Below are 12,637 nucleotides of genomic sequence, written 5' to 3'. Positions count from 1 at the left end.
CTTTTCAAAATATTTTTAAATATTTTTTATTGCCGGCATCGCGCGCCGGCCCCGCGGCCGGCGCGGCAGACCGCCTACTGGTCGATGAAGCCCACGATGGCCGGCACCACTTGTTCCGGCGCTTCGTCGATCAGCCAGTGGCCCGAGCCCTGGACGATGACGCTCTTCACATTGGTGGCCACGGTGCCGACCTGCTTGCCGAGGAATTCGCCGGCCGAGTACTGGCCGGCCAGCGTCAGCACCGGCATGGTCAGCTTGGTCTGCGACAGCGGGCCGAAGTCGGCGGCGTCGCGTTCGAAGTCGCTGAAGTAGGCGAAGCCGGCGCGCATGCCGCCCGGCTGGGCATAGGCCGCGGTGTACAGCTTGCGGTCCGCTTCCTTGACCGATTTGGTTTTATCGGCCGAGAAGTCGTTCCAGAAGTGTTCGAAGTAGATGCGTTCGCGGCCCTTCACCAGCGCCAGCGGGGTGTCGCCGTAGAAGTGGAAGTGCCACACGGCCTTGGCCGGGAAGGCGTTGCGCCAGTCGCCGACGCCGGGAATGAAGGCGTCCATCAGTACCAGCTTGCTGGTGTCGGCCGGGAACTGGACTGCGTAGCCGTAGGCCACCATCAGGCCGATGTCGTGGCCGACCACGGCGGCGGGCTCTCTGGTGATGCCTTTGACCAGTTCATGGATGTCGGTGGCCATGGTCTTCTTGTCGTAGCCGCTCTCCGCTTTTTCCGAGCCGCCGGCGCCGCGCAGGTCGGGCACGATGACGGTGTGGCGCTTGACCAGTTCGGCCATGGCGGGCGTCCACATATGGCCGGTCTGGCCGTAGCCGTGCAGCAGCACGACCGGGCTGCCCTGGCCGCCGATCTTGTAGTGCAGCTTGACGCCGTTGACTTGCGCGTATTTGTCGGCGAAACCGGCGACCTTGACGTCGATCGGGGCGGCGGCCGCGACGGCCAGGCCGGTGCTCAAAACCAGTGCTGCGGCAAGCACGGTGCGGCGAAGAATCGTGGTGCTGGTGTTCATGTTAGGCTCCTGAATGGGTGGGTGGTGCAATCACTATATGATTTAAATTCATGGCTATCAATCAGCCAAAAGGCAAGTAATCATTCATAATTTATGAACCTTAGACACCCTTTCCTGACCTCACTGCTGGTTCTGCTGAGCGCCGGAGCGGACGCCTGCGTGCTGCGCATCGGCTACACCTCGCAAAACGCCCCGCCCTATTTCATCGGCACGGATACGATCCCGGCGGCGCCCGGCGCCACCGTCGACCTGCTGAACGAAATGGCGGCGGCGGCAGGCTGCAAGACCGAACTGGTGCGCCTGCCGACCGCGCGCCTGCTGCTGGCGGTGAACGCCGGCCAGATCGACGCCACCGCGCTGGCCTCGCCGCCGGCCGGCCTGCCGTCCGTGGTCTATCCGCGCGACGCCGACGGCAAGCCCGATCCGGCGCGCGGCCTGCAGCACTACACGGTGATCATCGTGCGCGCGGCCGACCGGGCGGCGGCCGAGCGCGACCTGCCCGGCTTCCTGCATAAGCGGCGGGTGGGCGTCTCGCACGGCGTCTCGTTTGCCGGCGAGCTGCGCGCGGCCGGCCTGGCCGTGGACGACGGCGCCGCCGACGCGCGCCGCAATTTCGACAAGCTCAAACGCCACCGCGTCGACGCCGTCGCCATGTCGCTGAACGTGCCCGGCGATATGGACGAGGTGCTGGCGCGCGAACACGGCAAGGATCTGGTGCGGCTGGAACAGCTGTGGAGTTCGCACTCGCTGTGGTTGATGGTCAACAAGGATTACTACGGCTCGCACGGCGCGGCCGTGGAAGCGATGTGGAACTGGATGGGCAGCAAGGGCCGCAAGCGCCTGCCGGTACTGCTGAAGAAGTATGAAGCGCTGCCGCCGCAGGGTGGCGGCAGCGCTGCGCGGCTTTAGCCGGCGCGACGGCGGCGCAGTGCCGCCAGGCCGATCAGGCCGACACCCATCATCAGATAGGTTTCCGGTTCCGGCACGGCGGTCGTCACCAGCGTCAGCGCGCCGTACTGCGGCGCGATGTCGTTGCCGGCGAAGTTAAAGAAGCCGACGTCGGAGAAGTTCAGGGTGCTGGTGCCGGCGCCGATCACCTTGAAGCTCAGGTGCGCCAGGCTGCCGCCGCCGCTCTCGCCGGGCACGGCGCCGAACTTCGCGCCGTACACATAGGACACCAGCCCCGGCGTGCCGTTCAGGTCGACCACGCCGAAGTCGGTGGCGCCGCCGCCCGTGCCCAGGAAGCCGCCCTCGCTCGCGCCGGTCACTTGCAGGTAGGCCGGGTTAAACAGCAGCGAGAAATTGTAGCTGTACAAATCCGTGACGTCGGCGATGCGGATGTCCAGGTCGATGGTCGAGCCGACCACGCCGGTCGACGGCGTGGCGACGATGCTCAGCGACGGATCGGCGGCGTAGGCCGACGGTGCGGCGAAAGCGGCGGCCAGCAGCGCGGCGCCGGCCTGGTATTTCCATTTATTCAAACTCAACATATTCATTTTCCTTTGCCCATCGGGCTTAGATTCGACATCGGCGCCGCGATCAGGCGGCGCCGACAGCAGGTACGCTTACAGACGGCAACCGCCGGCGATGCGTTGCGACACGACCGCCAGGTCGCGCGCATCCACCAGGCCATCCTTGTTCAGATCGGCGCGGACATCGAAGCCGGCCTGGCCGGTGCGCTTGCCCAGCGACGCCTTGACGATGGCATAGTCGTCGCAATTGAGGGCGCCGTCGGCATTGACGTCGCCCACCAGGCGGATCGTGAAGTCAGCGTTCGACACATCGAAGAACACATTGCCGACCGCTGCCACCTTGACGCGCGCCGTGGTGCTGGCCACCAGCGGCAGCGTGACCGACTTGCTGCCATTGTTGGCGGTGCTTTCCGCCAGCGTGTACGGATAGGTTTTGCCGCCGTCGGTGGACAGCGTGATCTTCACGTCGGCGGCGTTGACCGGCGCCACGTTGGTGTTGGCCACGCTCCAGGTCACGGTCTGGGTCGAACCCGCATCCACCGATACGGCGCTGTTCGGCGACGTCACCAGGAAGGGACCGGCGTTGGGCGCCAGCACCAGCTTGGTGCTGGCGTTGCCCACGCCGCCACGGCCGTCACGCACCGTCAGGCGGAAGTTCAGCGCGGCCGGATTGGCGTTGGCGCCGCTGCCGACATAGGCGGCGGTCGGCAGGTACTCCGAGAAGCACGCGATATCCGCAGCGGTCGGGGTGGCGGCGGCGGTCGGGCAGGCACCGGTTTCGGCATTGGTGTTGTTGACCAGGATCTGCGCCAGGTCCGGGAACACGCGGGTCGGATCGGTGCTGACGTGGTTCTCGCCCGGCGAACCATACTTGATGGTGTCGGCGTTGCTGACCACGGCCTGCACGCCGAACTGGCGGAACAGCGGACCGTTGGTCTTGCCGTTCGCGATCAGGCCGGTGCCGTTGGCGCTGCCGACGTCGTTCTGTTCCCACAGATAGGTCAGGGTGTCGCCTTCGCCGTCGGTGGCGCTGCCGGTCAGCGCGAACGGCGTGCGCACCGGAATGGTGTAGCCGGCCGGCACGCTGACAACCGGCGCGGTATTGCCGGTGGCCGACTGCGAACCGCGACGGGTGGTGGCGCCGCCGACGGTGATCTCGCCGACATAGCCGCTGCAACCGCCGCTGCAATTAACCAGCTGCAGCATCGGGACGTTGGTGCCGGCCAGCGTGCCGCCGAAGGTGATCGTGGCGGCAGCGTCGCTCAGCGAGCTGACGGTGACGGTGGCGCCGGCAGGCTGGCCGCTGATGCCCTGGATCGCCGCCTTGACGCCGGCGGTGGTGAAGTTGGTGCCACGGATGATGGCGGCCGAATCGTTGCCGTTGTAGCGCAGCTTGAACTGCTGGGTGCCGGAGAAATTGGTCAGGGCCAGCATCTGCACTTCGTTGACGATGCTTTCGCTACCCGAGGTGTAGGTGACGATTTCATCGAAGCTGCGCTGCGACCAATAGGCGTCGCTGTGGGTTTGCAGGTTGTCGGTGCCGCAAATGCCGGCGTAGGCCATGATCGACGAGCCGCTGCCCGGCTCGACCGAGGTGGTGTCGTTGCGGTTGCCGCCCGAGCAACTGCCGATCACGCCATTGAAGGTGTGGTTGCCGGCGAACTGGTGGCCCAGCTCGTGCGCCACATAATCGACCGCGTAGAAGTCGCCGACCGGGGTGGGAATGCCGGTGCAACCCTGCGCCTTGCTGCTGCTGCCGACCACGCCCAGGCTGGCGATGCCGCCGCCGTTGAGGCCCAGCGCGATGTGGCCGACATCGAAGTTGCCGGCGCCGGCCAGCAGGCCCGCGACGATGCGGTTGCGGCTCAAGGTGCCGCTGCCGCAGCTGGCCGACTGCGAAGCGGTGAAGCAGGCGCTGGCGCCGCACGGCCCGTTGGCGCCGGTCATGAGCGCCGGGGTGTCCAGGTTCAGCGCGTCGGTGGCGTTGATCAGCATCAGGCGGATCGCGGTCTCGTCTTCATAGACCTGGGTCACGCGGTTGATCAGCGTGACCTTGGCCGCCGTGACGTTGGCAGGGCCGCCGAAATAGGTGGCATAGGATGGGTCCGTCACCAGCGCCAGGCGATAGGTGCGCAGCTGGTTGCCGGTGGCGGCAGCGGCGGCGGCCTGGTCGTCCACCACGTGGTACGACACGGTGCTGGTCGACGTGCCGTCGGTGGCGCTGACTTCGTAGGCGCCGAGGTTGCGCGATGGATCGGCCACCAGCGTGGCGTTGATCACGCCTTCCGCGTTGGCGGTGACAACCAGACTCTGGCGGCTGCCGGTGTCGCCTTCGTTGCGCACCGAGACCGTCACCGAAGCGCCCGGCGTGAAGCCGGCGCCGCGCACTTCGACCTTGTCGTCGGCGTGGTAGAAGCCCTGCGACACGGCGATCTGCGCCTCGGTCAGCGGTGCTTCGCGCAAGGCGCCGTGGCTGTTGGCCAGGTCGCGGCTGTGGTAGCTGTTGTAGACGCTGTCGTCCAGCGCGGTTTGCGGATCGACATACCAGGCGCCCTTCGGCGTGCGCACCGAAGCGTGCAGGCCCAGCGGCGTGATGTCCATGCGCAGGCTGGCGTTCGGATCGTCGATGCCCTTGCCGGCGTAGGTCTTGATTTCAGGGTGCTTGGCGGCGAGGCCGGCTTCCATGATCGGCGAATCGACGATGGCGAAGCGCTGGTAGCCGCCGTCCGGGTGCGGCAGGGAAATGATCAACGGGCTGACGGCGGCGGCCTCGGTGCGTTCCAGCGGCGCCGATTGCGCCAGCTTCTTCAGGCCGTTGCGGTTCAGGCTGGCGGCGTGGAAGCGGCGCGGCCCCGTGGTGCTGGCGGCCTGCGCGGTGCGGCCGCCGGCGGGGCCGACGTCTTGCCAGAAGTCGCCGGTAGGCTGGCTCTGGACCTGCGCCTCGGCGGCGATGACGGCGGCGGAGCCGGAGACGGTCCAGCCCAGTGCCATGAAAGCGAATAACATGCGTCCAGCGGTAGGACGCAGCGTTGCCCTGGCCTTTTTGAGGCGGGGAGTCGATGACGGATTCACTGAAAGTTTCATGCCTGCTATACCCTTAATTTTATTGTTGGTCCGAAAGTCTGCTTTTCCCTGTATTTCCCTACGCCATGCGGCAATTTCACTTGGAATACATTCGTTTCCACGAAAAAATATACTCCGCGAAACATTCATGTGTTGCGAACAAGACATGCAAAAGTTTCAATTAAAGTATTGCTTAATTAATTATTTGTCACAACAGTTCCGTGACAATTTTTTTGTAATGAACATGAAACATGAGCGTTTCGGACACAAATGCAAAACATTACTGTTGTCTTTAATACACAGCTCTGGTTTGTATGTTTTGCAAGGTGGCTGAAAGCGAAGGCGGCGGATTGGGCGGACTTTCGTTTGCCGGCGTTCGGTGCAGTCAGGCCGGGTAGAGATCCAGGTAGATTCAGCAGCAAGTCTGCATCATGCCTCCAAGCGCCGCTCGTTCCTCAAAAGGCGATCGCCGCGAACCGCGTGGTGGTCCTCGACGATCACGTGTCGAGCCTTGATAGCGACATTTTGTTCATCGCCAGCAGCCTGATCAAAGCGATTTTGACGAGGTCCGCGCCGGTGGCCAGATCAAGCAAGTGTTCGTGCTGACCCACAATCAACCCTGACCGGCGCGGACAAGCGATGAACGAGGAGACCTTCTGGATGCTTCGCAAGACGCCCAATGGATCCTGTGTCGAGTCCAAGCCCCAACAACCCCATAAAGACCTCCTACGAGTTGCTGTGGGCGGAATTGAAGCGCGATTCAAGGGCAAGGAGCGATCGATCTGCAAATCGCTGTTTTCTTGGGTGAACGACGGCTCCCATTACGCGATGGATGACTTTGTCTGAACGCCCCCCCCTGTTGGCACTATGGTTGCCGTGATTTATCACGTTGGGAGGCTACGAAATCATCAAGCACTTGCCACGCTATCTCATGCAGAACTTTGCCGTTTCCGACTTCAACATGCCACGCCGGGCTGGTGGCGATGTATTCTTTCGCCTCGCCTAGTGAGAAAAATCCTGAGTTTCGCAGCGCCAGTATTGCGTCGGTAATAGACAGCCCTCGCCGCTTTAGCTCCAACAGGATCTGTTCTCGTTCAGCATCGTTGGCCTGTTGCCACTTCGCTTTTACGAGTTCGACACCGATTTCAGATTTACTCATTTCTTCCTCCGACGTCTGATATCTACAATCTTTCCTACATTGGCAGAACTACTACCGGCAGTGCGCTTTCCTTGCACCGTCATTGCCTCATATCCAAGGACATTGCCAGCCTTCAGCAACGCTCGTAACTCAGACAGCAACTCTCTCGCAATTGTCGATTTTTTTATGCCGGGAGGGTCGGACGCCGCATAGATGCAAAGGTTTCTGCAGATGATCGTATCATTTTCCAAAACGACATCTGCCAAAACCGCTACCTCACCTTCCGATGTATTAAACCCATACTCCAAAAGGCCGTCCCTGCCTGCGCGGGCTTCCTCAACTGCAGTTCTCAACGAGTCTTCGACGCTCATTTGGATTAATCCAGTGTACTCCCCCACAGCGGCAGTGTGTTTTCACCAGTAGCACAGCCGAAAGCGGTAAAATGACAGGTTACGCGCGGGGGCTGGTTGAGCCGCCGCAAAACCAGACTCACGCATCGCCGAAAAAGAACCAATGACCACCGTCCCGAACGAAATCAACGCCGCCGCCGTCAAGAACAGCCCCACCGAAAAAGTCACCCCGATGATGGCCCAGTACCTCGCCATCAAGGCCGAGTACCCGGACATGCTGGTGTTCTACCGCATGGGCGATTTCTATGAGCTGTTCCACTCGGATGCGGAAAAGGCGGCGCGCGTGCTGGGCATCACACTGACCGCTCGCGGCAGTTCGGGCGGCCAGCCGATCAAGATGTGCGGCGTGCCTTTCCATTCGCTCGAAGGCTATCTGGCCAAGCTGGTCAAGATCGGCGAATCGTGCGCGATCTGCGAACAGATCGGCGACCCGGCCACCAGCAAAGGTCCGGTCGAGCGCAAGGTGATGCGCGTGGTAACGCCGGGCACGCTGACCGACGCCGACCTGCTGCCGGAAAAAGCCGAACGTCCGCTGCTGGCGATGTGCATCATCAGCCAGCGCAAGGTCGCCACCGCTGGCCTGGCGTGGCTGTCGCTGGCTTCCGGCGCGCTGAAGCTGATGGAGTTCTCCGGCGACAGCCGCACCGTCACCGCCCGCATGCAGCAGGAGCTGGAGCGCATCGCGCCGGCCGAGGTGCTGCGCGGCGATAACGCCGACCTGTTCGAAGATACCCTGAGCTGCCACGTCAACCGGGTACCGGACTGGCACTTCGACGTCGTCGGCGGCCACAAGGCGCTGCTCGACCAGCTGGGCGTGGCGACGCTGACCGGCTTCGGCGCCGACGGCCTGGGCGCCGCGTTCGGCGCGGCCGGCGCGCTGCTGCGCTACGCGCAGTCGACGCAGGGACGCGGCCTGCAGCACGTGCGCTCGCTGGCCACCGAAACCGAAAACGAATTCATCGGCCTCGATGCCGCCACCCGCCGCAACCTGGAACTGACCGAGACCATACGCGGCCAGGAATCCCCTACCCTGTTCTCGCTGCTGGACCACTGCCGCACCGCGATGGGTTCGCGCCTGCTGCGCCACTGGCTGCACCACGCGCGCCGCGACCAGGCCATCGCCCGCTCGCGCCACGAAGCCATCGCCGCGCTGGGCCAGGCCGACGCCACCGGCACGCTGTCGCATACGCTGGCGCAGGTGCCGGATATCGAACGCATCACCACCCGCATCGCGCTGCTGTCGGCGCGCCCGCGCGACCTCGCCAGCCTGCGCGACGGCGTGCAGCAGCTGCCTGCCCTGCGCCACGCGATGCAGCGCGCGCTGACCGACACCGACGGCCTGCTGGCCGCCATCCACGCCGACATGGCCACGCCCGAAGCCTGCCTCGATCTGCTGCAACGCGCTGTGGCGCTGGAGCCGGCAGCGATGGTGCGCGACGGCGGCGTGTTCGCACGCGGCTTCGACGCGGAGCTCGACGAACTGCGCGCGCTGTCCGAAAACGCCGGCCAGTTCCTGGTCGACCTGGAGACGCGAGAACGCGCCCGCACCGGCATCGCCAACCTGCGCGTGGAGTACAACAAGGTGCACGGCTTCTACATCGAAGTCACGCACGGCCAGACCACCAAGGTGCCGGACGACTACCGCCGCCGCCAGACGCTGAAGAACGCCGAACGCTACATCACGCCGGAACTGAAGGCCTTCGAGGACAAGGCGCTGTCGGCGCAGGACAAGGCGCTGGCGCGCGAGAAGATGCTGTACGACCAGCTGCTGGCCGACCTGGCGCCGTTCATCGGCAGCCTGCAAACCATCTCGAAGGCGCTGGCCCAGCTGGACGCGCTGACTTCGCTGACCGACCATGCGCTGCGCCACAACTGGTGCGCGCCGCAGCTGGTGGACACGCCCTGCATCAACATCGCCGAAGGCCGCCATCCGGTGGTGGAGAACCAGATCGAACGCTTCATCGCCAACGACTGCCGCTTCGTCGAAGACCGTCGCCTGCTGCTGATCACCGGTCCCAACATGGGCGGTAAATCGACCTTCATGCGCCAGGTGGCGCTGATCACGCTGCTGGCCTACGTGGGCAGCTACGTGCCCGCCACCAGCGCGACCATCGGCCCGATCGACCGCATCTTCACCCGCATCGGCGCCACCGACGACCTGGCCGGCGGCCGCTCGACCTTCATGGTGGAGATGACCGAATCGGCCGCGATCCTCAACGGCGCCACCGAGCATTCGCTGGTGCTGATGGATGAAGTGGGCCGCGGCACCTCGACCTTCGACGGCCTGGCGCTGGCGTGGGCGATCGCGCGCCACCTGATCGACACCAGCCGCAGCTTCTCGCTGTTCGCCACCCACTACTTCGAACTGACGCAGCTGCCTGAGAGCCATCCGACGGCGGCCAACGTCCACCTGTCGGCGGTCGAGCACAAGGACAGCATCGTGTTCCTGCACGCGGTGCAGGACGGCCCGGCCTCGCAGAGCTACGGCTTGCAGGTGGCGCAGCTGGCCGGCGTGCCGCAGCCGGTGATCAAGGCCGCGCGCAAGCACCTGGCCCGCCTGGAGGCGCAGGCGCTGGACGCCACGCCGCAGCTGGACCTGTTCGCCGCGCCGACCGCCGATGCCGACGATGAGGAACTGGCGGCGCCGGCGCACAGCGCGCCCGCCGCCACCAGCCCGGCGATGCGCGAACTGTTCGATGCGCTCGACGATCTCGATCCGGACGCGCTGACGCCGCGCGAAGCGCTGGATCGCCTGTACCAACTCAAGCGCCTGACGGAGACGGCCCAGGCATGATGCGGCAGCGCGCCCACGGTTTTGCCATGGCCGTTGGCCTGTCAGCGCTGACGGCGTTGACGGCGTTGATGGCCGGCCCGGCGCAGGCCGTGCAGCCGGCGGTGCGCGGCTTCCAGTTCGGCGTGATCGGCCACTCCTTCAAGAGCGGGCCGGATGAATCGGTGCTCAAGCGCGCCATCGCCGACGCCACGCTGATCGCGCCCGCCTTCATCGTCGCCACCGGCATCAAGGCCAGCACCGAGCCTTGCAGCGACAGGCTGTACGCCCAGCGCCGCGCGCTGCTCAACGAGGCGGCGCCGCCGATGATCGTGTCGCTGGCCGGCAGCGACTGGAGCGCGTGCGTCAATTCCGTCGGCCGCTCGAACGCCATCGAGCGCCTGAACCGCCTGCGCGAACTGTTCTACGCCGACGGCGAATCGCTGGGCGAACGCCGCCTGCCGCTGACGCGCTTGTCGGCCAGCGCCAAGTTCCGCAGCTACGCCGAGAACGCGCACTGGGAGTACGGCAAGGTGCTGTTCGCCACCATCAACCTGCCGGCCAATAACAACCACTTCCGCGCCGAGGCTGGCCGCAACAGCGAGTACGAAGACCGCCTGGTGGCCAACCGCGCCTGGCTGCACCGCCTGTTTACGCTGGCGGAGCGGCAGAAGATGCAGGGACTGGTGCTGTTCTCGGACGGCGATGTCGGCGTGCAGGCGGAGCAAGGCTTCTCGCTGCTGCCGAGTTTTCAGTCGAAACAGGACGGCTTCGCCGAACCGCGCCGGCAGATACGGGCGATGGCGGAAAAATTCAAAGGGAAGGTGCTGCTGGTCGATACGCAGAGCGGCGCGGGGACCGAACCGGCCATCGTCTGGCGCGGCAATGTGGGACATCTGAGCCTGGCCGCCGAATGGGCCGAGGTGCGCGTCGCCCCCGGCACCGCCGCCCTGTTCACGCTCAAGGGCGGCAGCGCCGAGGCGACGCCTTAATTCACTTAGTGAATCGGGTGGATGGCGACGTGATCGCCGTCTTCGCCTTCGTCGTCCTCGTCACCGTGGTGGTGGCCGTGGGCGCCGTGCACGTGGCCGTGGGCGATTTCTTCTTCCGACGCTTCACGCACGTCGGCAACGCTCAGCGAGAAGCGCAGCGCCATGCCGGCCAGCGGGTGATTGCCGTCCAGGACCACTTTGTCGTCAGCGATATCGGTGACGGTGAAGATCATCGCTTCTTCGCCATCGTCGCCGTCCGGCATGCCTTCGAACTGCATGCCCACTTCCAGCGGCTCTGGCAGGCGGTTGCGCGGCTCGACCTTGACCAGCGTGGCGTCGTAGTCGCCGAACGCATCTTCCGGCTCGATCTGGATGATCGACGAATAGCCGACTTCCTTGCCATCCAGCTCTTCTTCAATTTTAGGCAGCGTGTTCTCGTAGCCGCCGTGCAGGTAAACCATGGGCTGACGGCCGTCTTCGATCAGATTGTCCTGGGCATCGGACAGCTTGTAATTCACAGTCACGACCGTGTTCTTGGCAATCTTCATTTTGTAATTCCTTTCTGTATATAAGCCCCGGAATTATACCTTGGATCGCCTGCCGGACCGCCGCCAGCCCGACAATCGGCGCGGCGATGGTTATAATGAGCGCATGAAAAAATTACCTCTCCTCGGCGATATCACGCCGGCGCAGTTCCTGCGCGACTACTGGCACAAGAAGCCCCTGCTGATCCGCAACGCCATCCCCGGATTCAAGCCTTTGCTGAGCATGGAGGCGCTGACCAAGCTGGCCTCGACCAACCACGCGGAATCGCGCCTGGTGACGAACGTCGACGGCCAGTGGAATATGCAGCACGGCCCGCTGGAAAGCCTGCCGCCTATGGACCAGAAGGAATGGACCATGCTGGTCCAGGGCGTCAACCTGTTCGACGCCAAGGCCGATGCGCTGCTGCGCCAGTTCCGCTTCATTCCCGATGCCCGCCTGGACGACCTGATGGTCAGCTTCGCCACCGATGGCGGCGGCGTCGGTCCGCACTTCGATTCCTACGATGTGTTCCTGCTGCAGGCCCAGGGCCAGCGCCGCTGGAGCATCGGCCCGCAGAAGGACTTGACGCTGGTTGAAGGCTTGCCGCTGAAGATACTGGCCAATTTCAAGCCGAACGAGGAGTTCGTGCTGAACCCGGGCGACATGCTGTACCTGCCGCCGCACTACGCGCACGACGGCATCGCCATCGGCGATTGCCAGACCTACTCGATCGGCTTCCGCTCGCCGTCCTATCAGGAGCTGGGCGAAGCCTTCCTGCAGTTCATGGCCGATTCGATCGACCTGCCGGGCCGCTACGGCGATCCGGAGCTGGAGGCGACCTCCAAGCCGGCGGAAATCCCGCGCCACATGCTGAACACGATCGCCGAGGAAATCAACAAGGTCAGCTTCACCGAGGAAGACATCACCATCTTCCTGGGCGAGTACATGTCCGAGCCTAAGCACAATGTGTTCTTCACCGGCCCGGCCAAGCCGCTGACGTTCGGCAAGTTCGGCGAAAGCGCGGCGAAAAAAGGCTTGTCGCTGTCGCGCAAGACGCAAATGCTGTACCGCGGCAAACATGTGTTCATCAACGGCGAATCGTTCGGCGTCAGCCGCGCCGACAAGATCACGCTGGAGGTGCTGGCCAACGATCGCGCGCTGGACGGCGCGGCGCTGGCGGCGGCCTCGGACGATGTCATGGACGCGTTATACACTTGGTATCAGGACGGCTGGATCGAGTTGGGCTAACCACGG

Annotated in this window: 12 protein-coding genes; 6 read left to right on the top strand and 6 right to left on the bottom strand. The window is 64.4% G+C overall.

The genetic code is table 11. The features are described 5' to 3' along the window. Nucleotides 1–74: 74 nt before the first annotated feature. Nucleotides 75–1,013, bottom strand: coding sequence for an alpha/beta fold hydrolase (locus DUGA2_RS15945; RefSeq protein WP_141753293.1), 939 nt, complete (start codon nucleotides 1,011–1,013; stop codon nucleotides 75–77). Between the two features lie 93 nt (nucleotides 1,014–1,106). On the opposite strand from DUGA2_RS15945, the gene DUGA2_RS15940 reads away from it, so the two are divergent. Continuing rightward, entirely contained in the window at nucleotides 1,107–1,922 is an 816-nt protein-coding gene (locus tag DUGA2_RS15940; protein ID WP_070270354.1) for an ABC transporter substrate-binding protein, read from the top strand. Here the strand turns inward: DUGA2_RS15940 and DUGA2_RS15935 are convergent. Both DUGA2_RS15935 and DUGA2_RS15930 read right to left on the bottom strand, forming a co-directional pair. After that, nucleotides 1,919–2,503 (bottom strand): cohesin domain-containing protein, encoded by a 585-nt coding sequence (locus DUGA2_RS15935; RefSeq protein ID WP_070270524.1) that lies wholly within the window; start codon nucleotides 2,501–2,503, stop codon nucleotides 1,919–1,921. The two genes, DUGA2_RS15940 and DUGA2_RS15935, sit on opposite strands and share 4 nt — an antisense overlap. Before the next feature lie 75 nt (nucleotides 2,504–2,578). Then, nucleotides 2,579–5,491: a M12 family metallo-peptidase gene (locus DUGA2_RS15930; protein WP_229214701.1), complete on the bottom strand. Its 2,913-nt coding sequence runs from the start codon at nucleotides 5,489–5,491 to the stop codon at nucleotides 2,579–2,581. Between the two features lie 327 nt (nucleotides 5,492–5,818). Here DUGA2_RS15930 and DUGA2_RS34235 point away from each other — a divergent pair, with 327 nt between their 5' ends. Together DUGA2_RS34235 and DUGA2_RS34230 are read left to right on the top strand one after the other, a co-directional pair. Then, nucleotides 5,819–6,154, top strand: a complete 336-nt coding sequence (locus DUGA2_RS34235; RefSeq protein ID WP_071658923.1) for an AAA family ATPase — start codon at nucleotides 5,819–5,821, stop codon at nucleotides 6,152–6,154. 33 nt (nucleotides 6,155–6,187) lie between these two features. Next, nucleotides 6,188–6,394 (top strand): hypothetical protein, encoded by a 207-nt coding sequence (locus DUGA2_RS34230; protein ID WP_071658922.1) that lies wholly within the window; start codon nucleotides 6,188–6,190, stop codon nucleotides 6,392–6,394. Between the two features lie 19 nt (nucleotides 6,395–6,413). Here DUGA2_RS34230 and DUGA2_RS33550 read toward each other — a convergent pair whose 3' ends face one another. Continuing rightward, nucleotides 6,414–6,707, bottom strand: a complete 294-nt coding sequence (locus DUGA2_RS33550; RefSeq protein ID WP_141753292.1) for a hypothetical protein — start codon at nucleotides 6,705–6,707, stop codon at nucleotides 6,414–6,416. Beyond that, the gene (locus DUGA2_RS33545; protein ID WP_141753291.1) at nucleotides 6,704–7,057 is read right to left on the bottom strand and encodes a hypothetical protein; all 354 of its coding nucleotides are present in this window, start codon (nucleotides 7,055–7,057) and stop codon (nucleotides 6,704–6,706) included. The genes DUGA2_RS33550 and DUGA2_RS33545 overlap by 4 nt, the downstream gene beginning before the upstream one ends. A 142-nt stretch (nucleotides 7,058–7,199) precedes the next feature. On the opposite strand from DUGA2_RS33545, the gene mutS reads away from it, so the two are divergent. Both mutS and DUGA2_RS15915 read left to right on the top strand, forming a co-directional pair. Then, complete coding sequence (gene mutS, locus DUGA2_RS15920) at nucleotides 7,200–9,890, top strand: DNA mismatch repair protein MutS (protein WP_070270349.1); 2,691 nt, start codon at nucleotides 7,200–7,202, stop codon at nucleotides 9,888–9,890. Next, nucleotides 9,887–10,858 (top strand): hypothetical protein, encoded by a 972-nt coding sequence (locus tag DUGA2_RS15915; protein ID WP_070270347.1) that lies wholly within the window; start codon nucleotides 9,887–9,889, stop codon nucleotides 10,856–10,858. The genes mutS and DUGA2_RS15915 overlap by 4 nt, the downstream gene beginning before the upstream one ends. A gap of 5 nt (nucleotides 10,859–10,863) precedes the next feature. Here the strand turns inward: DUGA2_RS15915 and DUGA2_RS15910 are convergent, their stop codons facing one another. Beyond that, nucleotides 10,864–11,406, bottom strand: coding sequence for a peptidylprolyl isomerase (locus DUGA2_RS15910; protein WP_008451059.1), 543 nt, complete (start codon nucleotides 11,404–11,406; stop codon nucleotides 10,864–10,866). 103 nt (nucleotides 11,407–11,509) lie between these two features. Here DUGA2_RS15910 and DUGA2_RS15905 point away from each other — a divergent pair, with 103 nt between their 5' ends. Continuing rightward, on the top strand, nucleotides 11,510–12,631 hold the full coding sequence (locus DUGA2_RS15905; RefSeq protein WP_070270522.1) for a cupin domain-containing protein: 1,122 nt from the start codon (nucleotides 11,510–11,512) through the stop codon (nucleotides 12,629–12,631). The last annotated feature ends 6 nt before the right edge of the window (nucleotides 12,632–12,637 follow it).

Source organism: Duganella sp. HH101 (genome assembly GCF_001758795.1).
In the GTDB taxonomy this organism is placed as follows: domain Bacteria; phylum Pseudomonadota; class Gammaproteobacteria; order Burkholderiales; family Burkholderiaceae_D; genus Rugamonas; species Rugamonas rivuli.
The sequence above is the reverse complement of the archived record's forward strand: the minus strand, read 5'-3'. Positions and strand labels throughout refer to the sequence as shown.